The 26873-nt window shown below is 63.2% G+C and carries 23 protein-coding genes; 12 read left to right on the forward strand and 11 right to left on the reverse strand.

Annotated features, from left to right (window positions below; all coding sequences use genetic code 11):
• Positions 1-255: 255 nt before the first annotated feature.
• Positions 256-816 (reverse strand): cupin domain-containing protein, encoded by a 561-nt coding sequence (locus ACE3TY_RS15815; RefSeq protein WP_374654671.1) that lies wholly within the window; start codon positions 814-816, stop codon positions 256-258.
• Positions 817-1021: 205 nt separating this feature from the next.
• On the opposite strand from ACE3TY_RS15815, the gene ACE3TY_RS15820 reads away from it, so the two are divergent.
• Together ACE3TY_RS15820 and ald are read left to right on the forward strand one after the other, a co-directional pair.
• Positions 1022-2380 (forward strand): aspartate aminotransferase family protein, encoded by a 1359-nt coding sequence (locus ACE3TY_RS15820; protein ID WP_374654673.1) that lies wholly within the window; start codon positions 1022-1024, stop codon positions 2378-2380.
• 67 nt (positions 2381-2447) lie between these two features.
• Entirely contained in the window at positions 2448-3566 is a 1119-nt protein-coding gene (gene ald, locus ACE3TY_RS15825) for an alanine dehydrogenase (RefSeq protein ID WP_374654674.1), read from the forward strand.
• A 56-nt stretch (positions 3567-3622) separates the two neighbouring features.
• On the opposite strand, the gene ACE3TY_RS15830 is transcribed toward ald, so the two are convergent.
• Positions 3623-4057 (reverse strand): VOC family protein, encoded by a 435-nt coding sequence (locus ACE3TY_RS15830; protein ID WP_374654675.1) that lies wholly within the window; start codon positions 4055-4057, stop codon positions 3623-3625.
• 179 nt (positions 4058-4236) lie between these two features.
• On the opposite strand from ACE3TY_RS15830, the gene ACE3TY_RS15835 reads away from it, so the two are divergent.
• Genes ACE3TY_RS15835 through ACE3TY_RS15845 form a run of 3 tightly spaced genes read left to right on the forward strand, consistent with a single transcriptional unit; the run spans position 4237 to position 7139 of the window.
• On the forward strand, positions 4237-5586 hold the full coding sequence (locus tag ACE3TY_RS15835; RefSeq protein ID WP_374654676.1) for a glutamine synthetase family protein: 1350 nt from the start codon (positions 4237-4239) through the stop codon (positions 5584-5586).
• A gap of 2 nt (positions 5587-5588) precedes the next feature.
• On the forward strand, positions 5589-5711 hold the full coding sequence (locus ACE3TY_RS15840) for a hypothetical protein (RefSeq protein WP_374654677.1): 123 nt from the start codon (positions 5589-5591) through the stop codon (positions 5709-5711).
• A 57-nt stretch (positions 5712-5768) separates the two neighbouring features.
• Positions 5769-7139, forward strand: a complete 1371-nt coding sequence (locus tag ACE3TY_RS15845) for an aspartate aminotransferase family protein (protein ID WP_374654679.1) — start codon at positions 5769-5771, stop codon at positions 7137-7139.
• Positions 7140-7217: 78 nt separating this feature from the next.
• Here ACE3TY_RS15845 and ACE3TY_RS15850 read toward each other — a convergent pair whose 3' ends face one another.
• From ACE3TY_RS15850 to ACE3TY_RS15870, 5 genes are all read right to left on the reverse strand, one after another.
• A complete protein-coding gene (locus tag ACE3TY_RS15850) occupies positions 7218-8519 on the reverse strand; it encodes an esterase-like activity of phytase family protein (RefSeq protein WP_374654681.1) in 1302 nt (433 codons plus the stop codon).
• A gap of 94 nt (positions 8520-8613) precedes the next feature.
• On the reverse strand, positions 8614-9075 hold the full coding sequence (gene ruvX / locus ACE3TY_RS15855) for a Holliday junction resolvase RuvX (RefSeq protein ID WP_374654683.1): 462 nt from the start codon (positions 9073-9075) through the stop codon (positions 8614-8616).
• Positions 9072-11135 (reverse strand): FAD-dependent oxidoreductase, encoded by a 2064-nt coding sequence (locus ACE3TY_RS15860; protein ID WP_374654685.1) that lies wholly within the window; start codon positions 11133-11135, stop codon positions 9072-9074. Before ACE3TY_RS15860 ends, ruvX begins: the two co-directional genes overlap by 4 nt.
• Positions 11136-11172: 37 nt before the next feature.
• Positions 11173-11706 (reverse strand): flavin reductase family protein, encoded by a 534-nt coding sequence (locus tag ACE3TY_RS15865; RefSeq protein WP_374654687.1) that lies wholly within the window; start codon positions 11704-11706, stop codon positions 11173-11175.
• A gap of 106 nt (positions 11707-11812) precedes the next feature.
• Positions 11813-13240, reverse strand: a complete 1428-nt coding sequence (locus ACE3TY_RS15870) for an MFS transporter (RefSeq protein WP_374654689.1) — start codon at positions 13238-13240, stop codon at positions 11813-11815.
• A gap of 74 nt (positions 13241-13314) precedes the next feature.
• Here ACE3TY_RS15870 and ACE3TY_RS15875 point away from each other — a divergent pair, with 74 nt between their 5' ends.
• The 7 genes from ACE3TY_RS15875 to topA all read left to right on the forward strand — a co-directional run bounded on the left by ACE3TY_RS15875 (position 13315) and on the right by topA (position 22374).
• Positions 13315-13947 (forward strand): helix-turn-helix transcriptional regulator, encoded by a 633-nt coding sequence (locus tag ACE3TY_RS15875; protein ID WP_374654691.1) that lies wholly within the window; start codon positions 13315-13317, stop codon positions 13945-13947.
• A 75-nt stretch (positions 13948-14022) separates the two neighbouring features.
• Positions 14023-15240 (forward strand): CaiB/BaiF CoA transferase family protein, encoded by a 1218-nt coding sequence (locus ACE3TY_RS15880; RefSeq protein WP_374654693.1) that lies wholly within the window; start codon positions 14023-14025, stop codon positions 15238-15240.
• Between the two features lie 214 nt (positions 15241-15454).
• Entirely contained in the window at positions 15455-16420 is a 966-nt protein-coding gene (locus ACE3TY_RS15885) for an aspartate carbamoyltransferase catalytic subunit (protein ID WP_374654695.1), read from the forward strand.
• Complete coding sequence (locus tag ACE3TY_RS15890) at positions 16417-17739, forward strand: dihydroorotase family protein (RefSeq protein WP_374654697.1); 1323 nt, start codon at positions 16417-16419, stop codon at positions 17737-17739. The genes ACE3TY_RS15885 and ACE3TY_RS15890 overlap by 4 nt, the downstream gene beginning before the upstream one ends.
• Positions 17739-18353: a glycerol-3-phosphate 1-O-acyltransferase PlsY gene (gene plsY / locus ACE3TY_RS15895; RefSeq protein WP_374654699.1), complete on the forward strand. Its 615-nt coding sequence runs from the start codon at positions 17739-17741 to the stop codon at positions 18351-18353. The genes ACE3TY_RS15890 and plsY overlap by 1 nt, the downstream gene beginning before the upstream one ends.
• Positions 18354-18417: 64 nt before the next feature.
• Positions 18418-19557 carry a DNA-processing protein DprA gene (gene dprA, locus ACE3TY_RS15900; RefSeq protein WP_374654701.1) on the forward strand — a complete coding sequence of 380 codons (1140 nt, stop codon included), beginning with the start codon at positions 18418-18420 and terminating at the stop codon, positions 19555-19557.
• A 75-nt stretch (positions 19558-19632) separates the two neighbouring features.
• The gene (gene topA / locus ACE3TY_RS15905) at positions 19633-22374 is read left to right on the forward strand and encodes a type I DNA topoisomerase (protein ID WP_374654703.1); all 2742 of its coding nucleotides are present in this window, start codon (positions 19633-19635) and stop codon (positions 22372-22374) included.
• 93 nt (positions 22375-22467) lie between these two features.
• Here the strand turns inward: topA and ACE3TY_RS15910 are convergent, their stop codons facing one another.
• From ACE3TY_RS15910 to ACE3TY_RS15925, 4 genes are all read right to left on the reverse strand, one after another.
• A complete protein-coding gene (locus ACE3TY_RS15910; protein WP_374654705.1) occupies positions 22468-23091 on the reverse strand; it encodes a pyridoxamine 5'-phosphate oxidase family protein in 624 nt (207 codons plus the stop codon).
• Between the two features lie 106 nt (positions 23092-23197).
• The gene (gene clpA, locus ACE3TY_RS15915; protein WP_374654707.1) at positions 23198-25501 is read right to left on the reverse strand and encodes an ATP-dependent Clp protease ATP-binding subunit ClpA; all 2304 of its coding nucleotides are present in this window, start codon (positions 25499-25501) and stop codon (positions 23198-23200) included.
• 109 nt (positions 25502-25610) lie between these two features.
• Complete coding sequence (gene clpS, locus ACE3TY_RS15920; RefSeq protein ID WP_374654898.1) at positions 25611-25988, reverse strand: ATP-dependent Clp protease adapter ClpS; 378 nt, start codon at positions 25986-25988, stop codon at positions 25611-25613.
• Between the two features lie 168 nt (positions 25989-26156).
• Complete coding sequence (locus tag ACE3TY_RS15925) at positions 26157-26858, reverse strand: hypothetical protein (protein ID WP_374654709.1); 702 nt, start codon at positions 26856-26858, stop codon at positions 26157-26159.
• Between the last annotated feature and the right edge of the window lie 15 nt (positions 26859-26873).

The following is a 26873-nucleotide window of genomic DNA, read 5'->3' on the forward strand; positions in this document are numbered from 1 at the left end:
CAGACGAGCGTCCCCAAACTCTCCTAGGCTCAGTTCCATCACCTTCTCCCATAGCCGAAGCACCGCTATAGAGAGTCAGCTTCCGAGCCAATCCGCAAGTCCCACGAGATGTGTGAACATCGTAGCGTTGGGGGGAGGGAACTGTAGCCAGCTTGCACGCAAACACTGCAGCGAGCTCGGTGAGCTCCCTCCCCCCAACGTGGGGGAGGGTCGGGGAGAGGGGGCGCCAAGCGAAAAACGCCCGGAATCCGCCGCTCAAAAACTCGGCGGGGAGTTTGCCGTCACGACTTCGCACTCCTCGCCGCCGACATTGCGGAAGCGGTGCGGGGTGCGGCTGTCGAAATAGTAGGCGTCGCCCGGTCCCAGCACGCGGATCTGGTCGCCGACCGTGACTTCCAGTTTCCCGCGGATGATGACGCCGCCCTCTTCCGCTTCGTGGCTGAGCATCTGGGCGCCGGTATCGGCGCCGGGTTGATAGCGCTCGTGCATCAACTGGATGGCCTTGCCGGACATATCGCGCCCGACCTGGCGGTAGGAAACCGGTCCGCCGGCCAGCTCGATCAGTTCCGAAGCCGCAAAGAAAATCTGCGGGCGGGGCTTGAGGTCGTCGGCGAAGAATTCGGCGAGACTCATGGGGAAACCGTCGAGGAGCTTCTTCAGCATGCCCACCGAGGGGGACGAGCGGTTCTGCTCGATCATGGAAATGATGGCATTCGAGACCCCGGCCCGCTTGGCCAGTTCGCGCTGCGAGAGGTTGTGCGATTCCCTGAGAGCCTTGAGGCGGGCACCCAGATCGAATCCGTGATTCTCGTCCATGCCGGCCTCTCAATTTGGCTTAACAGACACCCGCGCCTGATAAGTATATTAATCACATAAATCACGGAATCAATCGTTTTGGCCGATATCTTTGTACCAATTGAATTGATCTGCCTGCCGCTTGTTTATTTTCTTAAGCGTGCTAATGTCCGCCCACCATTGACCCGGCCCCTCCCACCGCCCGGAAAGCTGAAGGAAACCAGCCATGTCCAACCGCACCACGAAGTCGTTCGAGGCGACTCAGTTCAAGCCGACGCCGAACAATCTCGAAGCTTTCTTCATGCCGTTCACCTCGAACCGGCACTTCAAGGCCAATCCGCGCCTCTTCGTGAAGGCCGAGGGCATGCACTTCACCAACATCGAAGGCAAGCAGGTGCTCGACGCCACCGCCGGCCTGTGGTGCGTCAATGCCGGCCACGGCCGCCGCGAAATTTCCGAGGCCGTCTCGCGCCAGATCCAGGAGATGGATTACGCGCCGCCCTTCCAGATGGCCCATCCGGCCGCCTTCGAGCTCGCCTCGCGCGTGGCCGCCCTGGCGCCGACCGGCCTCGATCATGTCTTCTTCACCAATTCGGGTTCGGAATCGGTCGACACCGCCCTGAAGATCGCGCTGGCCTACCAGCGCGCCAAGGGTCAGGGCACGCGGACGCGCCTTATCGGTCGCGAGCGCGGCTATCATGGTGTCGGCTTCGGCGGCATCTCCGTGGGCGGCATGGTCAACAACCGCAAATGGTTCGGCACGGCGCTTGGCGGCGTCGATCACCTGCCGCACACCTACAACGCCAAGGAGATGGCCTATAGCAAGGGCCAGCCGGCCTGGGGCGCGCACCTTGCCGACGATCTCGAGCGCCTGGTGGCACTCCACGATGCGAGCAGCATCGCCGCCGTCATCGTCGAGCCGGTCGCCGGCTCCACCGGCGTGCTCATTCCGCCCAAGGGCTATCTCGAGAAGCTGCGCGAGATCTGCACCAAGCACGGCATCGTGCTGATTTTCGACGAAGTCATCTGCGGTTTCGGGCGTCTCGGCACCAATTTCGGCGCCGACTATTTCGGCGTGACGCCGGACCTCATCACCTGCGCCAAGGGCCTCACCAACGGCTCGATCCCGATGGGCGGCGTCATCGTCTCGAAGGAAATCTACGACACCTTCATGAACACCTCGGCCGAGAACGCAATCGAGCTGTTCCACGGCTACACCTATTCGGCCCATCCGGTTGCCTGCGCCGCCGGCCTCGCCGTGCTCGACATCTACAAGAATGAAGGCCTGTTCGACCGGGTGAAGGAACTGGCTCCCTATTGGGAGAACGCCATTCACGGCCTGAAGGGCACCAAGCACATCATCGACCTCCGCAATATCGGCCTCGTCGGCGCGATCGAACTGGAATCGCGTCCGGGCAAACCCGGCGCGCGTGCCATGGACGCGTTCCTCAAGGCCTATGAAAAGGGCATGCTGATCCGCGTCACCGGCGACATCATCGCCATGTCGCCGCCCTTCATCGTCGAGAAGAGCCATATCGACCAGGCCGTCTCGATCATGGCCGACGTCCTGAAATCGATCGACTAACTGCGAATCTGGCGCACCGGCGGGTCCAAGGTGGACCGGCCGGTGCGTTTCTTATTGGAGAAGACCCATGCTTATCGGCGTTCCTAAGGAAATCAAGAATCACGAATATCGCGTCGGCCTGGTGCCCGCGAGCGTGCGCGAACTCATCCATCACGGCCACAAGGTGCTGGTCCAGACCGGCGCCGGCGAAGGCATCGGCCTCGACGACCGCGCCTACAAGGCCGCCGGCGCCACCATCGCCAAGAGCGCCGAAGACGTCTTCGCCAAGTCCGACATGATCGTCAAGGTGAAGGAACCGCAGCCCAAGGAGACCAAGATGCTCCGCAAGGGCCAGATCCTTTACACCTACCTGCATCTGGCGCCCGATCCGGTGCAGACCGAAGGCCTCATCAAGTCCGGCTGCACGGCCATCGCCTATGAAACCATCACCAGCCCCCGCGGCGGCCTGCCCCTGCTGGCGCCGATGTCGGAAGTCGCCGGCCGCATGTCGGTCCAGGTCGGCGCGCACTATCTTGAAAAGGCCCAGGGCGGCGCAGGCATCCTGCTGGGCGGCGTGCCGGGCGTTGCTCCGGCCAAGGTCGTCGTCATCGGCGGCGGCGTTTCCGGCACCAACGCCGTGCGCATGGCGATGGGCATGGAAGCGCATGTCACCGTCATCGACCGTTCGGTCGACCGTCTGCGTCAGCTCGACGAGATATTCGGAGCCAAGGTCTATACCTGCTACTCGACCCTCGATGCGATCGAAGAGCATGTCGTGAATGCCGACCTCGTCATCGGCGCCGTGCTGGTGCCGGGCGCCGCCGCCCCGAAGCTCGTCACCCGCAAGATGATCAAGCAGATGCGGCCCGGCTCGGTCGTGGTCGACATCGCCATCGACCAGGGCGGCTGCTTCGAAACCTCCAAGGCCACGACGCATGCCGATCCGGTCTATGTGGTGGACGGTGTCATTCACTATTGCGTCGCCAACATGCCGGGGGGCTTGAGCCGCACCTCCACCTTCGCCCTCAACAACGCCACCCTGCCCTTCGCGCTGGCGCTGGCCGACAAGGGCGCCAGGAAGGCGCTGGCCGATGATCCGCATCTCATGAACGGCCTCAACGTTCATGAAGGCAAGATCACCTACAAGGCCGTGGCTGACGATCTGAAGAAGAAGTACGTGCCGGCGGCCGAGGCCCTCGGCCTCTAAGCGGAACGAGCGGATGAGCGGGAATGGCGGGGTCTTCGGACTCCGCCATTCCTGTTTCAGGGCAGTGCTATTCCACCATCCGCGGAGAGCGGAAAGAACGGGTTCCACGCCAGTTCCCACACATGTCCGTCGGGATCGGAAAAATATCCCGAGTAGCCACCCCAGAATACATCCTCCGGCGCCTTCAGAACCTTCGCGCCGGCGGCGAGCGCGGCCTGCATCGCACGATCGACCGCCGCTTTCGATTCCAGATTCTGCGCCAGGGTGATGCCGCCAAAGCCAGTACCGGAATCGCTGAGATGCGCATCCTCGGCCAGCGACTTGCGGCTGAAGAGGCCAAGGGCCACCCCACCGCCCAATTGAACGAAGACGACATCGTCATTGCTGGCACCGGAGACTGTCCAGCCCAATCCGCTTTCGTAAAACCGTCTCGCGCGTGCGAGATCGTCGACGCCCAGGGTGATGAGGCTGATTCGCGGTCGCATTGACATCGCTTTCTTCCTTCACGGTTGGAAAGTTAACTCGCCTTTCGCGTTGCGCGGCGCGCATGGCGGCCCGGCTTGGACAAAATAGCCTGTTTAGGCTAGTTTCTGCCTCGCATTGCCGATCCTTTCGATCGGCGCCCAAGGTCATATGCGACCATCACATTTGCGAAATACGGTTCTTTATCATGAAGTATATAGACGATTGGATTGGTGAACGGAAAGTGGACGAGGTCGAATGCCTCGTCCCGGACATGAACGGCATTCCGCGCGGCAAGATCCTGCCGGCGACGAAGTTCATGAAGGGTGTGCGCGATGACGGTCTGCGCCTGCCCAGCTCCGTCTTCCTGCAGACCGTGACCGGCGACTATCCGGACATCGACGAGGACGATATCGGCTCCTTCCAGGATCCGGACGTCTATCTGCGCCCGGACCCCAACACGATCCGCATCGTACCCTGGTATGCCGATCCGACGGCGCAGGTGATCCACGATTGCTACGATGTCAACGACAAGCCCGTCGAGCACGCCTCGCGCTATGTGCTGAAGCGGGTGCTGGAACTCTATGACGACAAAGGCTGGAAGCCGATCGTGGCGCCGGAGCTTGAGTTCTACCTGGTCCAGGTCAACACCGACCCCGATCTGCCGCTTCTGCCGCCGATCGGCAAGTCAGGCCGCGCCGAAACCGGCAGTCAGGCCTATGGCATCGATGCGGTCAACGATTTCGATCACATCTTCGAGGACGTTTACGATTACTGCGAACGTTCGGAGATTGACGTCGATACGCTGGTCCATGAATCCGGCTCGGCGCAGATGGAGATCAACTTCAACCATGGCAACCCGCTGGAGCTGGCCGATCAGGCATTCCTGTTCAAGCGCACGGTGCGCCAGGCGGCGATGAAGCACGGGGTCTATGCGACATTCATGTCGAAGCCCCTGGCCAACCAGCCGGGTTCCTCGATGCATATCCACCAATCGGTGGTCGAGAAGCGGTCGGGCAAGAATCTGTTCGCGGATTCGAAGGGCCGGGATTCGGCGATGTTCCGCGCCTATGTGGCCGGGCTGCAGCGCTATCTGCCGCAGCTTATCCCGATGCTGGCGCCGAACGTCAATTCCTACCGCCGCCTGCGGCCGCAATTCGACGCCCCGATCAATGTGCAATGGGGTGTCGACAATCGCTCCTGCGGCCTGCGCGTGCCGGTCTCGAGCGGCCCGGCGCGGCGTGTCGAGAACCGCCTTGCCGGTGCCGATGCCAACCCCTACCTCGCCATGGCGGCTTCGCTTGTGGCGGGCTATCTCGGCATGACCGAGCGGCTGAAACCCAGCAATCAGATCACCGGCAGCGCCTATCGCATGGCGCACACCCTGCCGAAAACCGCTCAGGAGGCCTTGCAGCGTTTCATGGGTTGCAAGCCGATCCGGCCGCTGCTGGGCGAGAAGTTCGTCAAGGCGTTGTGGATCGTGAAGATGGCCGAACTCGAGGCCTATCAGAACGTCATCAGCTCGTGGGAACGCGAGCATCTGCTGCTCAACGTCTGAGCATGACGCGGACCAACGGCAAGATACTGGTCAGCACCGCCGCCTCGATCGAGGCGGCGGCGAACCGGTTTTCGCGCCGCAAGGAAATCCTCATTCTGACGGCGCGGGTCAATTTCAATCCCTGACCGTGGATGTCGCGCAAAAGCCGACCTACGAATCGTTTCAATCAGAGGATTTTCATCATGACCGCACAAATGAAGCGCAACAGCACGGCCGAATGGCAGGCCCAGGATCGTCAGCATCTGCATCCGTTCACGGACAATGCCGAACTCGGCAAGATCGGCGCCCGCGTCATCGCCAAGGCGGAAGGCACATATCTGTTCGATTCCGACGGCAACAAGATGCTCGATGCCTTTGCCGGCCTGTGGTGCGTCAATATCGGCTATGGCCGCAAGAGCATTGCCGACGTGGCCCATGCCCAGCTCCTGGAGCTGCCTTATTACAACACCTTCTTCAAGACGACGCATCCGCCGGTGGCCGAGCTTTCCAAGCTGCTGGTCGAGATGACGCCCAGGCAGTTCAATCACGTCTTCTACGGCCTTTCCGGGTCGGATGCGAACGACACGATCGTGCGCATGGTCCGTTCGTACTGGAACCTGAAGAAGCAGCCGAAGAAGAAGACCATCATCAGCCGCTGGAACGGCTATCACGGCTCGACCATGGTGGCGGCAAGCCTCGGCGGCATGACCTATATGCACGAGCTGGCCGACCTGCCGCTGCCCGGCCATGCGCATATCAAGCAGCCTTATTGGTATGGCGACGGCGGATCGATGAGCCCGGACGAATTCGGCCTTGCCGCCGCCAAGGCGCTGGAGGACAAGATCCTCGAACTCGGCGCGGATAACGTCGCGGCCTTCATCGGCGAACCGATCCAGGGTGCGGGCGGGGTCATCATTCCGCCGGCCACCTATTGGCCGGAGGTGCAGAAGATCTGCAAGAAGTACGACCTGCTGCTGATCGCCGACGAGGTCATCTGCGGCTTCGGCCGCACCGGCTACATGTTCGCCTCGGAGCCCTTCAAGATCGAGGCCGATTTCATGACCCTGGCCAAGGGCCTGACCTCCGGCTACATGCCGCTCTCGGCCATCATGGTGGCCGACCGCGTGGCCGAAGTGCTCAATTCCTGCGGCGAGTTCAATCACGGCTTCACTTATTCCGGCCACCCTGTCTCCTGCGCCGTGGCGATCGAGAACATCCGTATCCTGCGCGATGAGAAGATGGTCGAGAACGTCCATGACGTGACCGGCCCCTATCTCGCCAAGCGCCTGGAGGAATTCCGCGACCATCCCCTGGTCGGCGAAGTCCGGTCGATGGGCTTTGTCGGCGCGATCGAGCTGGTCAAGGACAAGAAGACACACAAGACCTTCGAGCCTCTCGGCAAGGTGGGCACGATCTGCCGCGATCATTGCGTCAAGAACGGCCTCATCATGCGGGCGACACGAGACACGATGCTGCTCTCGCCGCCCCTGATGTGGACCACGGGCCATATCGACGAGTTCATGAAGCTCGCCAAGGTGGCACTCGATGCCACGGCGAAGGATCTCGGGCTCTGACGCCGGATCGTACCACAAACTGAAAGCCCGCCCGGTGCAGCACCGGGCGGGCTTTTACTTGTGTCGGTGATGTGCGACTTACATCGATGGCAATGCAAGCTTCAGGCGGATGATCTTCGTCGTGCTCTTGCCGTCGATACCGAAATCATCGTCGTTGATGATGACGAGCATGTCCGGCGCGACGATGGCGACGCCTTCGATCTTGGAAGGCAGGCCTTCATGATCGCTGCTGTCGAACCAAAGCGTCTTCGTCAGCGGCTTCACCCCGCTTGCAGCGAGATCGGCCTGTTCCAGGCTGGGGCTGGTCTTGGGATCGTCCCATCCCGTGCCGAGAATGTCGGTGCCCGTCGAAAGATCGACCAGATGCAGCTTGGCGGTTTTTGAAATGCGCTCCAGGATGACCAACTTGTCCTGACCCACGGCGGTGATCTCCGACAAGCGCACGTCGGATTGCTTCTCCGCCTTTTTGTCGGCCTTGAAGGTCGTGTGCGCATCGAGCTGGTAGACGAATTCGGCCGCCGGCTGGCCGGTCGCGGCGTCGATCTTGAGGATGCGCGTCGCGTTCGCCTTCTTGTAGGCATCCGCATCCGGATTGGCGAGCGGGTTCTGCATCAGGCCATAGAGGAACTTCTCATCCGGCGAGAGGGCGACGCCTTCCATGCCGCGGTTGAGCTGGCGCTTGGCGAAGATGGCGGGCAAGGTGCCGCTGACCTTGTAGCTCGCCCCGGAATAGTCGCCTTCCAGGCCCTGCGGCACCAGCCGCTCGATAATCTTGCCGTCGGCGGCGACATGCACCAGGCTCGGCGCATATTCGTCCGACAGCCAGAAGCTACCGTCGCTCATGCGTACCAGGCCTTCGGTGTCCAGGCCATTGGGATCGAATTCGACCGGCTTGCCGTCCTTGTCGAAGGCGTGCTCGGTCTTGGCGCCTTTCAGGGGATTGGGCAGGCCGGTGATCGGCTTGCCGCTGGCATCGCTGATCTCGATAAGCTCCTTGAGTGCGAACTTCCCGTCGCTCCCAAGCTCCAAGCGCTGGATCGACGGCACGAAATCAGGCTGCGGGAAGATTTTCGCCTTTTCATCGCCCGCGCACATCGCGTTGAAATCGGCGCCGATCAGCTCCTGTGCCTCGGCACAGTCGATGTTCGGGCCGCGATCGGTCACCGAGTAGAAGACATTGTCGGGATCGCCCGGCATGTGAAAGAGGGCGCTGCCGACACCGCGGCTGAGCTTGAGTTCCGTGGGACCCGTCTTCACCGTGCCCAACGGCAAGGCGGGATCGTCGCTGCTGAAAATCTCCGGCCCTTCCGCCTGGGCAAATCCCGACAACATGAGCGTAAACAACGATACCATGCCAAATCGGCGTGCAAACCTCGTCATGACCTATCTCCCTGTCAGCATCATCAAACCGATGACCCGCGTAACAATGAGATGTGGCGAAACGGTGACTCTGACGTGAAGCTGTGACGACAGCTCACCGCTTGAGGCCGTCGAGCGCTCCCTGCAGGATGAAGGCTGCCGCCGATTCATCGACGATCCTGGCTCTTTTCGCGCGGGAAAGGTCGGCAAAGATCATGTCCCTAGTGACCGCCACGGTCGACAGGCGCTCGTCCCAGAACAGCATCGGCAGGTCGCGCAATTTGGCCAGATTGTTGCCGAACTGGCGCACCGACTGGCAGCGCGGCCCTTCCGACCCGTCCATGTTGAGAGGCAGGCCGACAACCAGCCCGCCCACCTGCCGTTCATCGATCAGCTTGAGGAGTTGCCTGGAATCTTCCGTGAACTTCTTGCGGCGGATGGTGGCGACAGGCGTTGCGATCATGTGGCCGGGATCGCCGACGGCTATTCCGATCGTTTTTTCTCCCAGGTCGAGCCCCATCAACCGGCCATGGCGCGGCAGCAGCTGGACGAGTTCCTGAAGCGTCGCGACGATCATGCCAGCAGTTCGGCCAGTTCGCGCTTGAAGGGCACGGCATCGCCGATATCCGGCGCGTCGAATTCCTCGGCATAGCGGCGGCCGGCATAGACGGCGGCGGCAATCGTCGAAGGCGCCCAGCAATCGCCGATCCCGCGCACGCTCTTGATGTCGCCCCATTCCATCTCGCGCGCCTTGAGGTCGAGATAGAGCCGATCCCGCGGCAAGCGCGCCGTGACCAGGACGAGATCGTCGCAGGCCCGCGCCTTGGCCTTGCCGGTGAAGGTGCAGGCCAACTCCACCTCGCCGGCTTGCGCCGACGCGACGGCATGACTGACGACGATATCGACGCCCATATTAATGAGGCGTGCCTGGATCTTGTCCTGTTCCAGCGTGTTGCGGGTCCAGGTCGAAACCTCCGCCGCCGGCGTCACGAAGGTGACGTGATGACCGGCCTTCACCAGCAATTCGGCGCAGATGCCGCCCATGTAATAGTGATCGTCGTCGAATAGCACGACGCGGCTCCCCTGGGGCCGCGCGCCGGCCATCAGATCATCCGGCGTCAGCACCGGCATGCCGGCATTGGCCATCCCCGCCAGGTGATAGTGCGCGACACCGTCACGGCGCCAGGAACTGCCGGTCGCCACCACCACATGGTCGAAGCCGAATTCCAGCACCTGATCGGCATCCAGCCTGCTGTCGAGATAGACGCTGACATTGGCCAGCTTGTTGATCTGCCCCACCCGCCAATCGCGCACCCGACCCCAGGCACTCAAGGTCGGCAGGCGGCATTCACGCGCGACGCGCCCGCCCAGTTCCTTCCCAGCCTCGGCCAGGGCCACCTCGTAGCCACGCTGGCCAAGCGCGCGGGCGGCTTCGAGTCCGGCCGGACCGCCGCCGACCACCAGGACCCGCGCCTCGCTTTCGCGCGCGCGGATGAATTCCGGGTGCCAGCCCTTGCGCCATTCCTCGCCCATCGCCGGGTTCTGCGTGCAGCGGCTGGGCGACATGGTCATGTCGCCGGAGACACAGATGTTGCAGCCGATGCATTCGCGGATATCGTCGAGGCGGCCCTCGTCGATCTTGTTGGGCAGGAACGGGTCGGCGATCGAGGGCCGCGCCGCGCCGATGAGGTCGAGGATGCCGCTCTTGACCTGGCGCACCATGAGGTCGGGCGAGGTGAAGCGGCCCACTCCGACGACCGGCCGTGTCGTCAGGCGCTTGATCCCGCGCACGAACTCCTCCTCCGCCGCTTCCTCGGTGAAGCGCGAGGTGCGGGAATCGTTGCTCCAATCGGAGAGCGTCACGTCCCAGAGGTCCGGCGTTTCCGCCATGCGGCCGATGATATCCTCGACCTCCGCCTTGTGCAGGCCGGTCTCGCCCATCAATTCGTCAACCGCGATGCGCACGGCAACAGCCGCTGTGTCGCCGACGGCATCCTTGGTATCCTCGGTGATCTCGCGCAGCAGGCGCATGCGATTTTCGAGACTGCCGCCATATTCGTCCGCGCGCTGGTTGAAGCGGCGCGACAGGAAATGCTGGATGATCGAGAAACCATGCGCGGCATAGACATAGACGATGTCGAAGCCGGCGCGCTTGGCACGCACCGCCGCATTCTTGTGCCAGCGGCGGAGATTCCTGATATCGGAAAGATCCATCGCCCGCGCCTGAACCGGATCGTAGTAGAAAGTGGCGATGGGCAGATGCGACGGGCCCAGCGGCACTTCGCGCGTGTAGAGATTGGAGCCATTGGGCCCGTTATAGGCCAATTCGATGCCGGCCAAGGCATTCTCGGCATGGATCGCGTCGCTCATCTTCCGCAATTGCGGGATATCGCGATCGTCCCACAGGCGCAGCTCGATGAAAGGCGTGATCTCAGACGTATGGTGAATCTCCGCCTGCTCGGTGCACAGCACGCCCCACCCGCCTGCCGCCTTGTTGCCGCGCATCCTGGCGACGGCGGAAGGGTCGCGATAGCCCTGCCCGTTGCAATGCGGCACCTGGTAGAAGCGATTCTTCGCGGTGACCGGACCGATCTTCACCGGTTCGAACAGAATGTCGTAACGCGGATCTCGCGCCATTTCTTATACGCCTTGGGAATGCGACCGGTAGGAGCGGTCAGTCAGTGAGCGGGCCGGGAGCGAGATAGGTGCGGTCGCAATAGACCAGTGGCTTGACATTGCGATGCGCGGCACCGACGACGCGGCCGATGAAGATCGTATGCGATCCAGCCTCGACGATATCGTGGACAATGCAATCGAGATTGGCCACGGCATCGACCAGGACCGGCGCCGCCGTCGTTAGCGTGGTCCATTCGGCGGCGGCAAAGTCGAACGGCTCACCGCTGCTGGGGCGGCCAGCGAAGGTGTTGGCCAACTCGCTCTGCTCGGCGGATAAGGCGTTGATGCAAAAGACGCCATTCTGCCGGATGACGGCGACAGACGGGCTGCGGCGGTTGACGCAAGCCAGCAGCAAGGGCGGCTCGGCCGAAACCGAGGTCATCGCACTGACCGTGACACCCGTGCGGCCGCCCGGGCCATCCGAGGTTACCAGATTGACCGCGGTCGCCTGCACGCGCATGGCGCCGACGAAAGTGTCGACATCGACACTGTCGAACGGTTCCGCGCTGCTCTCGACCTGAACCTTGGCCATCAATTCGATCCTTCCCATCGCGATTCCTTAACATTGAAATCGATCATGGGCGACAGTCTGCCGCAGGGGAAGGTATTTAGGAAATCGAATTCGTCTAATGTTTGGATCAAGTTTTTCTATTCCGCGGCAAATCTGGTGCGTGGCGAGAGCGCAGAAAGAAGATGGCGGCGGCGACCGCCAGGGCCGCCATCATTGCGCCGCCGCCAAATACACCCAGCGACCCTTGCCGGACAACCTCCGGCGTCAGCGCCCCCGCGAATCCGGCGGCATTGCCGATCAGGCCGGCCGCCGCTGCCCCGATGGCGCCCCCCAGGCATTCCAGCGTCGGGATGGCCGTGGCGGTGGCATCCTCCTGCCCCTCCGGCGCTGCCGCCATGATGCGCTGGTTGACGAAGGAATGGGAAATGCCGAAGCCCACCCCGACCAGGCCGAGCGCGATCGATACATAGAAGAGCGGCGCCCCGGTCATGGTGAACCCCTGCAAGGCCAGGCCGGCCGCCAAGGTCGCCGGCCCCGCGAGGATCAAAGCGCCGTGCCAGCGCGGATTGACCGACGCGACGCAAAGCGCCGACAACGACCAGGTCAGCGCATGAATGGCGCCGAAATAGCCCGCCCAGGTCGGCGTGAGGCCGCGATCGAGCTGCAGCAGGTAGGGTGCATAGACGAAGACCCCCGCCTCGCCCAGCGGCATCAGGATGAGAATCCACAAGCCCAGCGAGACGCGGTGACGCAGGCTTGGGAAGGCGGTCGTGATGAGATGCGTTCCGGCATGCCGGTCGATCTTGAGCGCGAGGGCCACGGCGGCAATGCCGACGCAGATGGCCGCCGCGCCGAGCACGGCGCTGCCCAACCGATCGGCCACGGCGATGCCGATAACGCCCGCACCCAGCAGGAAAACGCGCAGCAGCGGCGGCTTGCCGACATGAACGCGCGCGTGCTTGTCGCGCAGGATCATGTAGGCGATCGCCTGCATCGGCAGCGGCAGCAGGGCGGCGCCGAAAAAGGCCACGCGCCAGGAGAACGCTTCCGTCAGCACCCCGCCGATCAGCGGACCAAGGAAGACCGCACCGCCCCAAGTCGCCGCCAGAGTCCCGAACACGCGCGGCACCAGCCGGTTGTCGAACAGTTCGCGCGTGATGACATAGGACATGGCGATGAGCACGCCTTCGCCCAGGCCCTGGATCGCGCGGCCGGCCAGGATGAGCATGACGCCCGGTGCCATGGCCGAGACGAGCCCGCCGACCATCACGACGAAACCGGCGCCCAGCATGGCGTTGCGGGCGCCGAAATGCCCCTTCAGCATCGCCGTGACCGCGCCGCCGACAATGGTGGTGACGAGATAGAGGCTGCCGACCCAGCTCAGATATTCCGCCCCGCCGACTTCGCCGATGGCCGTCGGCATGGCGGTCGAGGCCAGATACCAGATGGTCGCATGCAGCCCGACGCCGAGATTGACGAGCGCCAGCGGCGCGATGTTGGCGCGTTGCAAAAGACGCGGCGGCGCGTCGGCGGAGATGGCTTCGATGGCTGTCATGGAGCGGACCCTAGGTCGCTTATTTTGAAAAGTAAATGCTTTCTAAATTGCCTGCACTGCGATATTTTTCCGGCATGGCAGATTTCGGTCCGACACGCGTGCTCGAGGTTCTGAAGGCGGAGGGCGCCCTCACCGCTTCGCATATCGGCCGCCATCTCGACATGACGGCGGTGGGTGCGCGCCAGCATCTCAACCGGCTCTGCGCGGCCGGGCTCGTCACTTTCGAGGATCGGCGCCAGGGAATCGGCCGGCCCCAGCGCTTGTGGTCGTTGAGCGAGCAGGGCCACGCGCATTTCGACGACCGCCACCGGGATCTCGCCAGCGAATTGCTGGCCGCCATCGTCCGCACTCACGGCGATGACGGCCTGGCCAGCATCCTTGCCGCGCGCGAGGCACAGCAGGTGCAGCGCTATCGGTCAGCGCTCGGCGAAGGCGGCGGCATCGCGGAACGCGTGCAGCGCCTCACCGATCTGCGCCGCATTGACGGATATATGGCGGAGTGCCGGCAGCATGACGATGGCGGCTGGCTGTTGATCGAAAACCATTGCCCCATCGCGCAGGCGGCAAAGGCGTGCTCCGGGCTCTGCGGCGCGGAGCTCAAGCTGTTTCAGGAGGTCCTCGGCAACAGCGCCCGCGTCACGCGCATACAGCACATGCTGGGCGGCGACCGCTGCTGCGCTTATCGGATCGTCTCGAAGAAGGCGTGAGGCCAAGCACTTCCGGCTTGCTTTTGCCCCTGTTGCCCACGACATTGACCTCAAACATCAGTGTCGGGGATTAGCATGTCAGGACCGCTCGCCGGTATTCGCGTTTTCGATCTCAGTCGCATTCTCGCCGGGCCGACGGCGACGCAGATTCTGGGCGATCTCGGGGCCGACGTGATCAAGATCGAACGGCCGGGCGCCGGCGACGATACGAGAAAATGGGGGCCGCCCTTCGTCAAGGACAAGGACGGCAAGGACACGCATGAAAGCGGTTACTACCTCTCCATCAACCGCAACAAGCGCTCGGTGACCTTGGACGTGGCGAAGCCCGAGGGGCAGGAAATCGCCAAGCGGCTGATCGCGCGCTCCGATATCTTCGTCGAGAATTTCAAGGTCGGCGACATGGCGCGCTATGGTCTTGCCTACGACCAGATCAAATACGACTTTCCGCGCCTCATTTATTGCTCGATCACCGGCTTCGGCCAGACCGGCCCCTATGCACCGCTTGCCGGCTACGATTTCCTGGCGCAGGGCATGGGCGGCATCATGAGCGTCACCGGCGATCCCAGCGGGCAGCCCACCAAGGTCGGCGTCGCCATCACCGATATCGTCTGCGGCATCTATTCGACCGTGGCGATCCTCGCCGCCCTGCACCACCGCGCCGTTTCGGGGCGCGGCCAGTTCTGCGACATGAGCCTCCTTGATTCGCAAGTGGGCTATCTCGCCAATATCGGCCTCCACTACCTCACCTCCGGCGAGGTGCCGAAGCGGCTGGGCAACGAACATCCCAATATCGTGCCCTATTCCGTGGTGCGCTGCTCCGACGGTTTCTTCATTCTGGCGGTCGGCAATGACAGCCAGTTCGAAAAGTTCTGCCAGTTCGCCGGTGTCCCCGACTGGGCCAGGGATGAGCGCTTTGCCACCAACCCGGCGCGTGTGCGCAACCGTGTGCTCGTCTACCAGATGGTCAACGAACTGACCGAGAAGAAGCCGCAGCAATACTGGATCGACGGCCTCAATGCGTTGGGCGTGCCGGTAGGCCCGGTCAACAACATCGACCAGGTCTTCAAGGACCCGCAGGTATTGGCGCGCGAGATGAAGATATCGATGCCACACGCCGCCGCCGGTTCCGGCCATGTCGATCTCATCGGCAGCCCGATCAAGCTTTCGGAGACCCCGGTCGACTATCGCTTGGCGCCTCCTGTTTGCGGCCAGGACACGGATGCGGTCCTGCGGGAACTGCTCTCAATGGGTGATGATGAGATTGCGGCGTTGCGGGCGAAGAAGATCATTTGAGAGATTGCGTAGTTGCCGAAGACGGACTTGCCACGGCTTGGCGGTCGAAGCAGATCCCCGGGTCAAGCCCGGGGATGACGATGCAAAAAATGCACTCCACCGCGTCATGCCCGGGGATGACGATCCGGGACGCATTTTGACCGTTTGGATAGTGCAAGATCGCCTCACCAGAATCGTTGACGAGGGCCCCCGTGGCACTATGATGCGCGCTCAAATGAGCGCTGAACCTCGCACGCCTAACCCTTTCTTCCCCCACAGGCATTTGCTGGGAATCGAGGGGCTTTCCGCCGCCGAAATCGAGCGGCTGCTCGATCTTTCCAACCGTTACGCCGACATGTCGAAGGACGATTCGACCGCCCGTGCCCTGTTGCGCGGCCGCACGGTCATGAATGTCTTTTTCGAGAACTCCACCCGGACGCAGACCAGCTTCGAACTGGCCGCCAAGCGGCTGGGCGCCGATGTCACCAACATGTCGGTCGGAACCTCCTCGGTCAAGAAGGGGGAGACGCTGCTCGACACGGCGATGACGCTCAATGCCATGCGGCCGGATGTCATGATCGTGCGCCACCCGGATTCGGGCGCCATCAACCTGCTGTCGCAAAAAGTGGACGGGGCCGTGATCAATGCCGGCGACGGGCGTCATGAGCATCCGACGCAGGCCCTCCTCGATGCGCTGACCATCCGCCGGCGTCTCGGCAAGCTGCAGGGACTGCTGGTCGCCATCTGCGGCGATATCCTGCACAGCCGCGTCGCGCGTTCGAACATCCATCTCCTCACCAAGATGGGCGCGCGGGTGCGGGTCATCGCGCCCACCACGCTGCTGCCGTCGAATATCGACCGCATGGGGGTCGAGGTTTTCACCGACATGCGCAAGGGCTTGAAGGATGTCGACATCGTCATGATGCTGCGCCTGCAACTCGAGCGCATGCAGGGCGCCTACGTGCCGTCGGTGCGCGAATATTTCCATTTCTTCGGCCTCGATTACGAGAAGCTCGCCGTGGCGAAGCCCAATGCGCTCATCATGCATCCGGGTCCGATGAATCGTGGGGTCGAAATCGATTCGGAGGTCGCCGACGACATCAACCGCTCGGTCATCCGCGAACAGGTCGAGATGGGTGTGGCCGTGCGCATGGCCTGCCTCGACGCGCTCACCCGTGGCATCGTGGGACAGAACCGATGACTTCGGAGCGGAAGAAATCGAACCGGCCGCTGCTGCTGGTGAATGCCCGCATCGTCGACCCGGCCGCCAATCGCGATGAGCGCGGCGGCGTGCTGGTGGATGGCGGCATCATCGCCGATATCGGTCCGCAGGTTGCCAAACAGAACGCGCCGGCGGAAGCCGAGATCGTCGATTGCGCCGGCCATGTGCTGATCCCCGGCCTCATCGACATGCGCGTGCAGCTGCGCGAGCCGGGCGAGGAGCATCAGGAGACGATCGCCACCGGCAGCCTCGCCGCGGCGGCGGGCGGTGTCACCAGCATGGTCTGCCTGCCCAACACGCATCCCGTGATCGACGACGTTTCCGGCGTCGAGTACATCGCCAGGCGCGCGCGAGAGACCAGGCGCGCCAAGATCTATTGCTACGGCGCCCTCACCCGCGGTCTCAACGGCCGCGACCTCGTGGAAATGGGCATGCTGTCGGAATTCGGCGCGCTCGGGTTTACCGACGCGCTGGCCGCAGTTGCCGACGCCCAGGTGATGCGGCGCGCCCTTTATTACGCGCGCACCTTCGACCTCCTCATCGTGCAGCACCCGGAAGAACCGAGCCTTGCGGCCGGCGGTGCCATGAACAATGGCGAGCTGGCGACACGCATCGGCCTGCCCGGCATACCGCCTTGCGCCGAAGTCATGATGATCGAGCGCGACCTGCATCTGGTGCGCATGTCCGGCGCCCGCTATCACGTGGCGCATGTATCGACCGCCGCCGCCGTCGAGGCCATCCGCCAGGCCAAGCGCGAGGGGTTGCGCGTCACCTGCGACACGGCCCCGCCTTACTTCTCGTTGAACGAGAACGAAATCGGCGACTACCGCACTTTCGCCAAACTGTCCCCGCCCTTGCGCGGCGAGAGCGACCGGCGCGCCGTCGCGGCCGCCGTCGCCGAGGGCGTCATCGATTGCATCGCCAGCGACCACGCGCCCCATGACGTCGAGAGCAAGCGCGTGCCCTTCGTGCAGGCGGCTGCCGGCATCATCGGCCTGGAAACATTGCTGCCGGTGAGCCTGGAGCTTTATCACAAGGGTTCGCTGTCGCTGCTCGATCTGCTCAAATGCCTGACCAGCCGGCCGGCGGAAATCCTGGGCCTGCCCCAGGGCCGCCTTGCCAAGGGCGCGCCGGCCGACATGGTCCTCATTGACCTCGACAAGCCGCAGCGCATCGATGTCGCGAGCTTCAAGAGCAAGTCGAAGAATTCGCCCTATGACGGCCGGCCCGTGCAGGGCATGGTGCTGAAGACCTTCGTCGACGGCCGCATCGTCTTCGCGGCGGATGGGCAAGCCTGATGGAACCGGTAGCCGATCTCCCAATCTGGTCCTACACGGTGGCAGCCATCCTCGGCTATCTGCTGGGCTCGATCCCCTTCGGTCTCGTGCTCACCAAGGCCGCAGGTCTCGGCGACATCCGCAAGATCGGTTCGGGCAATATCGGCGCCACCAATGTCCTGCGGACAGGCAACAAGCCGCTGGCGCTCGCGACCCTGCTGCTGGACGGCGGCAAGGGTGCGATCGCCGCACTGATTGCCGCGCAATATTCCCCGGCGCTCGCGGTCATTGCCGGTGGCGCGGCTTTGCTCGGACACCTCTTCCCGGTCTGGCTTGGCTTCAAAGGTGGCAAGGGCGTCGCCACCACGTTGGGAACCCTGCTCGCCGTCAACTGGATGGTGGGCGTTGCCGCTTGCCTCACCTGGCTCGCAGTGGCATTCGGCTTTCGCGTTTCCTCCCTCTCGGCCCTGGTCGCGGTCGCCCTCGCGCCGCTCTATGCCTATATCCTGGGAACCGGCCCGCAGGTCGCGTTCGCGGCCTTCGCCGCCGCCCTGGTCTGGATCCGCCACCGCGAGAATATTGCCCGCCTGCTCAACGGCACCGAGCCGCGCATCGGCAAGAAGAAGCCGGAATAGGCGCCTCTATCGGTTGTCTGTTCACGGTTGATTCTCGCGCGATCCTCTCATAGGCTCTGGCGCCATGAACCAGAAACTGCACCAACTGAACGATGACGAACGCCTGGACTGGCTGCGCCTCGCGCGCTGTCAGAATGTGGGGCCGGCCACTTTTCGCCGCCTGATGCAACGCTTCGGCTCGGCCAAGCTGGCGCTTGAGCACCTGCCCGATCTCGCCAAGCGCGGCGGGCAGCGCATTTATCGTCCCTGTCCAGTTGCCAAGGCGCGCGAGGAGCTGGACCGACTGGCCAGTTTCGGCGGCCGCGCCATCGCCTGGGTCGAGCCAGACTATCCGGCCCCCTTGCGCGCTGTCGAGGATGCGCCACCCATCATCACCGCGCGGGGCCGCTTCGATCTGCTGACCCGGCCGCGTCAGGTCGCGATGGTCGGCGCCCGCAATGCCTCGGCCAACGGGCGCCGCTTTGCGCATGACATGGCGCGGGAGCTCTCCGGCGCCGGCTTCGTCGTTGTCTCTGGCCTCGCCCGCGGCATCGATGGGGCGGCCCATGCCGGGGCGCTCGCCGCGAAGGGCGGGACCATCGCCGTTCTTGCCGGCGGGGTGGATGTGCTCTATCCGCCCGAACATGCCGACCTTTACGACCTGCTGGCGCGGGACGGGCTGATCGTCGCCGAGATGCCACCCGGCACCGAACCCGGCGCCAGGCTTTTCCCGCGCCGCAACCGGATCATCTCCGGCCTTTCACTCGGCACGGTCGTCATCGAGGCGGCGCTCAAATCCGGCTCCCTTATTACCGCCCGCTTTGCCAACGAGCAGGGGCGCGAGGTGATGGCAGTTCCGGGCTCCCCGCTCGACCCCCGTTGCCGGGGCACTAACCGCCTGATCCGCGAAGGCGCCCTGCTGGTCGAGGATGCGACACAGGTGCTGGAGGCCTTGGATGGGACTTCCAGCCTAAAACCGACACTCTCGGACAACTTTAATCTCAACGCACACGATATTGATTCTGAAATAGAAAATGACATCACGGATCCGCGTGCCGAAATTCTGAACTTGCTGGGACCGAGCCCGGTGGAGGTTGACGAACTGCTTCGGCAGTGTCATTGCTCCGCTCCCGTCATGGGAATGGTGCTGCTGGAATTGGACTTAGCGGGCCGCCTGGAACGTCACCCCGGCAACCGGGTTTCGCTGCTCGCCAAGGTCGCTTGACCACCTCTATATCCGGCAAACCGGACCCCGACGTGAGGTTCGTGTCCACATTTTGCTCATCCCGAAAGCGGGTCCATGAAGGTCGTCGTCGTCGAATCCCCCGCCAAGGCCAAGACCATCAACAAATATCTGGGTGCTGAGTACAAGGTCCTGGCGAGCTTCGGCCATGTCCGCGACCTGCCGCCCAAGGACGGCTCGGTCCGGCCGGACGAGGATTTCGCCATGATCTGGGACGCCGAGGGTCGCGGCGCCAAGCAGATCAAGGAAATCGCCGCCGCCGCCGCCGGGGCCGACCAGCTGCTGCTGGCAACCGACCCTGACCGCGAGGGCGAGGCCATCTCCTGGCACCTCCAGCAGGAACTCCGTGGCAAGAAGGCGCTCTCGAAGCTGCCGATGGCCCGGGTCGCCTTCAACGAGATCACCAAGAAGGCCGTCCTCGACGCCATCGCCAACCCACGCGAAATCGACCAGGAACTGGTCGACGCCTATCTCGCGAGGCGCGCCCTCGATTATCTGGTGGGCTTCACCCTCTCTCCCATCCTGTGGCGCAAGATGCCGGGCAGCCGCTCGGCCGGCCGCGTGCAATCGGTGGCGCTGCGCATCGTCTGCGAACGCGAGGCGGAGATCGAAGCCTTCAAGGCGCGGGAATATTGGACCATCGAGGCGGTCCTCGCCGGTCCGGACGGCCAGGCCTTTGCCGCGCGCCTCACCCACCTCAACGGCAAGAAGCTCGACAAGTTCGACATCGGTGACAAGGCGGCGGCCGAAGCGGCGGTGGCCGCGGTCAAGGCCGGCGCCCCGTTCAAGGTCGGCGCCGTCGAGCGCAAATCGGTCCGCCGCAATCCGGCCCCGCCCTTCATCACCTCGACCCTGCAGCAGGAAGCCTCGCGCAAGCTGGGCTTCGGCGCCGCCCATACCATGAAGATCGCCCAGCGCCTCTATGAAGGCGTCGATCTCGATGGCGAGACGGTCGGCCTCATCACCTATATGCGTACCGACGGCGTCAACTTGAGCCAGGAAGCCGTGGTGGCGGGGCGCAAGCTCATCGGCGAGCAATACGGCCAGAAATACCTGCCAGCGAGCGCCCGCATCTATAAGAGTGCGGCGAAGAACGCCCAGGAGGCCCACGAGGCCATCCGCCCCACCGACCTCTTCCGCCGCCCGGAACAGGTGCGCAGATATCTTCGCGACGAGGAGGCGAAGCTCTACGATCTCATCTGGAAGCGAACGCTGGCGAGCCAGATGGAAAGCGCCGAGCTCGACCAGGTGGCGATCGACATCGCCTCGGCCGACGGCAGGCAGATCCTGCGCGCCACCGGGTCGGTCATCACCTTCGACGGTTTCCTGACCCTCTACCAGGAAGACCGCGACGATCCGCTCGAGGAAGACGATAGCGGAAAGCGCCTGCCCAACCTCAAGCAGGGCGACGCCGTGAAGCCGCAGGAGATCAAGCCGGAGCAGCATTTCACCCAGCCGCCGCCCCGCTATTCCGAAGCCTCGCTGATCAAGCGGCTGGAGGAACTCGGCATCGGCCGGCCATCGACCTATACCTCGATCCTCCAGACGCTGGAGGACCGGGCCTATGTCAAGATCGACAAGAAACGCCTGGTGCCGGAGGATCGCGGCCGCCTGGTGACGGCGTTCCTGACCAATTTCTTCGACCGCTATGTGCAATACGGCTTCACCGCCGATCTCGAGACCAAGCTCGACGACATTTCCGGCGGCCGCGCCCGCTGGAAGGATGTGCTGGCGGAATTCTGGAACGACTTCGCGCATCTCCACCAGGAAGAAGCGGACGATGACGGCAAGCTGCCCTCGATGCAGGATGCCGTGGCCTTCCTAGACAAGGGTATCGGCACGCGCTCGGTCGTCATCGACGTGCTTAACGACGCGCTGGCGCCGCATTTCTTCCCCGATCTCGGCAATGGCAAGGCTCCGCGCGCCTGCCCGGCCTGTGGCAATGGCGAGCTTGGCATCAAGCTCGCAAAGAACGGTGCCTTCATCGGCTGCAACAATTACCCCGAATGCAAGTACACGAAACCCCTTGCCGTGCAGACGGAAGAGGAAATCGCCGCCGGTTCCGCCGGCCCGGTCGAATTCGGCAAGGACGAGCAGGGCCGCAGCATCACGCTGCGCAAGGGTCCATACGGCTTCTATGTGCAATTGGGCGAAGGCGAGGATGGCGGAAAGCCCAAGCGCGTCTCGCTCACGCGCGACCTCGACCCCAATGCGGTCAGTCTGGAGATCGCGCAAAAGCTCCTCAGCCTGCCGCGCGTTGTTGGCCATCACCCGGAAACGGGCAAGCCGATCATGGCCGGCATCGGCCGCTTCGGGCCCTATCTCAATCATGACGGCAAATTCAAATCGATCCCCAAGGATGACGACGTCCTCTCGATCGGCATGAACCGCGCCATCGAATTGCTCTCCCAGGAGAGCAAGGGCCGCGGCGGCCGCCAGGCAGCGCCGGGGAAGGAAATCGGCAAGCATCCGGAAAGCGGCGAGGCTGTCACCCTGCACGAAGGCCGCTACGGTCCCTATGTGAAGATGGGCGCCATCAACGCCACCCTGCCGAAATCGATCGAGCCCGGCGCCGTGACCCTGGACGAAGCGTTGCAGCTGATCGCCGCCCGTGAAGCGGCCGGCGGGGGTGGGGGCAAGAAGAAAGCGGCGAAGAAGGTCGCCAAGAAGACGCCGGCGAAATCCGACGAGCCGGCGGCGACGAAAAAGCCCGCCAGGAAGGCCGCTACCAAGACTGCCACCAAGGCCAAGACGGTGACGAAGACGGCAAAGAAGGCAGTCAAGAAAGCGGCGAAGTGAGCTGGTTCTAGTTCCCTTGCCCCGCTTGCGGGGAGAGGGAGTGTAGGCGAGCGGTCGCCTTCGTCGTTGCTTTGACCGGGAAATAGCGAGCCTTCAATCCTCCGGAATGAGACCACCCGCGTCTTCATTGCGCTTGTCATACGCCGCCCCGTCAAACTCTGCGCGGCAGGCTTGGAGCATCTGGCCGATGCTGGGGAGCGCTTTGCGGTCGATCTGTGCCGCTGGGTCCCAGAGCTTGGAGCGCGAGAGGGATTGCGAGCAATGCACGTAGGCTCGGTCGATTGTGATCACGAGTGCCGAGCGCGGAATCTTGCCGTTGGGATCGACGAAGCTTTGCAGCAGGTCCGGATCGATCGAGACGCGCGCACGGCCATTGACGCGCATGGTTTCGCCCACCCCCGGCACCAGGAACAGCATGGCGATGCGCGGGTCGGCCACCACATTGCTCAAACTATCGACGCGGTTGTTGCCGCTGCGGTCGGGGAGAATGAGGGTGTTCTTGTCAACGACGCGCACGAAGCCCGGCGGGCCGCCGCGTGGGGACGCATCGAGGCCCTCCTCGCCACTGGTCGAAAGCACCACGAAGGGTGAGGCCTTGATGAAGGCCGCATAGGCATCCGTGAGGAAAGTCATTTCCTTCACCAGCGAGGCCGGCACCGGCTCGCCGTAGAGGTCGCGCAACGTGTCGGCTTCCGTGATCTTGCTTTGGTCGTTCATGGCCTTCCCTTCATCGCAAAACGGCGCTCGATCGTAAGGGACCGGGCGCCGATGTGGAAGGCAGGAATTGGCTAGAAAACGCTGGCTAGCCTGCCGGCTATATCTCTCACGCGTCGACGGGTTCGACCGTCTCTTCGCGCGGGCTCGATTTCGATTCGACGATTTCGAAGGTGAGCTTCTGCTTCTCCGTATCGAAATCGACGCGGACAGTGCCGCCCTTCTCCAGCTTGCCGAACAGCAACTCCTCGGCCAGCGGCTTCTTGATGTGTTCCTGGATCGTGCGGCTCAAGGGCCGCGCGCCATAGAGCGGATCGAAGCCGATATCGGCGAGATGCTTCCGCGCCGCGTCGGTGAGTTCGATATTGACGTGGCGGTCGGCAAGCTGCGCTTCCAGCTGCATCACGAACTTGTCGACGACCTGCGCCACGATTTCCGGCGAGAGGTTCGAGAACGGAATGACCGCATCCAGACGGTTGCGGAATTCGGGAGCAAACAGCCGCTCGATTTCGGCCTGGTCCTCGCCCTCGCGCTTGTCGCGCATGAAGCCGATGGCGGATTTGGCCATCATCGCGGCACCGGCATTCGTCGTCATGATCAGGATGACGTTGCGGAAATCGACCGCCTTGCCGTTATGGTCGGTGAGCTTGCCGTGATCCATCACCTGGAGGAGGATGTTGAAGAGGTCCGGATGCGCCTTTTCGATTTCGTCCAGAAGCAGCACCGCATGCGGATGCTGGTCGATGGCATCGGTGAGCAGGCCGCCTTGGTCGAAGCCGACATAGCCCGGAGGGGCGCCGAGGAGCCTGGAGACGGTGTGGCGCTCCATATATTCCGACATGTCGAAGCGGACGAGTTCGATGCCCATGATACGGGCGAGCTGCTTGGCCACTTCCGTCTTGCCGACACCGGTCGGACCCGAGAACAGGTAGGAGCCGATGGGCTTGTCCGGTTCGCGGAGGCCGGCACGGGCCAGCTTGATCGCGGCGCAAAGCGCGTCGATGGCCGGATCCTGGCCGAAGACCATGGTCTTCAAATCGCGCTCCAGCGATTTCAGCGCCACCTTGTCGTCCTTGGAGACCGACTTCGCCGGAATGCGGGCGATGATCGCCACCACGGCTTCGACATCCTTCACGGTGATGGTCTTCTTCCGTTTCGATTCGGGGAGCAGCATCTGTGCCGCACCCACTTCGTCGATGATGTCGATCGCCTTGTCGGGCAGCTTGCGGTCGCCGATATAGCGCGCCGACAATTCCACGGCGGCGCGGATCGCCTCCGCCGTATAGCGCACATTGTGGTGCTTTTCGTAATAGGGCTTCAAGCCCCGCAGGATCTTCACCGCATCTTCCTGCGACGGCTCGTTGACGTCGATCTTCTGGAAGCGGCGAACCAGTGCGCGATCCTTTTCGAAATGCTGGCGGTATTCCTTGTAAGTAGTCGAGCCGATGCAGCGCAGCGACCCCGATTGCAGTGCCGGCTTCAACAGGTTCGAGGCGTCCATCGACCCGCCCGATGTGGCACCGGCGCCGATCACGGTATGGATTTCGTCGATGAAGAGGATGGCCCCTTCGAGGTTTTCGAGTTCCTTCACCACGGCTTTTAGGCGTTCCTCGAAATCACCGCGATAGCGGGTGCCGGCCAGCAGCGAGCCCATGTCGAGCGAGAAGATGGTGGCGTTCTTCAAGACATCCGGCACGTCGCCCTTGACGATGCGGCGCGCAAGGCCTTCTGCAATGGCCGTCTTGCCGACGCCCGGATCGCCCACATAGAGCGGATTGTTCTTGGTGCGGCGGCACAGCACCTGGATCGTGCGCGAAACTTCCGTATCGCGGCCGATGAGCGGGTCGATCTTGCCGTTCTGGGCCTTCTGGTTGAGGTTGACGCAATAGGCCTCGAGCGCCTCGGTGCCCGATTTCACCTGGGCCTCGCCTTCCTCTTTTTCAGACGCACCGCGCACGCGCTTGGGTTCGGCGCGGCCGGCCACCTTGGCGATGCCGTGGCTGATATAGTTGACGGCGTCGAGGCGCGTCATCTCCTGCTCCTGCAGGAAATAGACGGCATGGCTCTCGCGCTCGGAGAACAAGGCAACCAGTATGTTGGCGCCGGTCACTTCCTCGCGGCCCGAGGATTGCACGTGGATGGCCGCGCGCTGCACGACGCGCTGGAAACCGGCGGTGGGCTTGGCTTCCGATTGCTGCTTGCTGATGATGTTGGCGAGCTGGTTGTCGACATAGTCCACGAGGTCCCGCTTCAGCCGATCGACATCGACGTTGCAGGCGCGCATCACGGCGACCGCATCCTGATCGTCGGTCAAGGCGAGGAGCAGATGCTCCAGCGTCGCGTAATCGTGCCGTCGCTCGCTGGCCAGGGCCAGGGCACGGTGCAGGGTCTGTTCAAGATTGGGCGACAGCATGGGCCGGGACATCCTTCCTTGACTAACGAACCAGCGTCATACGGGCCCCCGCCCGCGTGACATCCGATCTACTTGCAGTGACGCACTTCCCCAATTCGCTCGCTTAAATCTATTCCTTCTCCATCGTGCATTGCAGCGGGTGCTGATGGCGGCGGGCGAAATCGATCACCTGCGAGACCTTGGTCTCGGCGATTTCATAGGTGTAGATCCCGCACACCCCGACCCCGCGATGGTGCACATGAAGCATGATCTCGGTAGCCGCCTCGCGGCTCTTGTTGAAGAAGCGCTCCAGCACGTGCACGACGAACTCCATCGGCGTGTAATCGTCGTTGAGCAGCAGCACGCGGTACATGGACGGTTTCTTGGTCTTCGGCTTGGCCTTGACGACAGTGCCGACACCGGGCCGGCCGCCATTGCCGCCCTGATCGTTGTCGTCGCCATCCTCGCCGGCCGAGGCCAGGAGCGGATATGCCGCTTCAAGCTCCATATCCTCCACGCGCGTCACTTCCAGATGCCCGTATATCTCTATCATGGCTGTATCATATTGGATGCTAAGACTGAGTTAAAAGGTGCGGCATCATAATAGTGGGCCTGCAAGAATGCGGGGTCTCGTTTCGGCGGCGGCCGGGTGCCCATACCCCCCATCTTCCCCGCCCTATATCCCGGGCCGCCCGATTCCGTCCTCGCGGACGGTAATGACGAAATGGCCGCTGTAATCCCGGTCCTGCCCCTTGCTCGCGTCATTCTTATCCACATAGGTGACCGGGCGCGGTGGCACATAAGCCACGCCCGTGGCATCGTGGCGCAGCAGGAAGTCCAGAAACGACGCGCGGGTCAAAGGCAATGCGCCCGGCTTGTCCGCCCAGGCATTGAAGAAAAATTTGCCGCCCTCGCAGCCTGCCGCCAGCCAATAGAAGTCCTGGGAGTGCAGCCGCAGGCCGGCCTGGTTTCCCGCGCCAAAGCCCGATCGGTGCAGCAAATCGCGCAGTTCTGCCCATTCCTCTTCACTCAGCGCCGTCTGCGACCGGCGAAAATTCCAGGGCCCCAGCAACTCGTCGAAGCTGTTGAAGCCCATTTCGGTGAGGTCGCCGCTGGTGCCGCGAGCCCGTGCCGCAATCTGCCGGGTCGGCCCGTCGGTGATCTCATAAGTGCGCACATGATTCGCATACTGGCCGTTATAGACCAGCCGATACCGATCCGGTCCGCCGGCGGCACAGGAATTGCGAATATCGGCAGCATCGAGATAGCTGAACCAGGTGAATTTCCGCTCGACCGGGTTATCGATACCACTGCCGCCGCCCAGATTGCCGGCCGATTGATAGGCACAGCCGGCAAGGCCGATGGCAGCAAAGGACATGCCCACGCAGAGTCG

This window comes from Dongia sp. (genome assembly GCF_041918875.1).
In the GTDB taxonomy this organism is placed as follows: domain Bacteria; phylum Pseudomonadota; class Alphaproteobacteria; order Dongiales; family Dongiaceae; genus Dongia.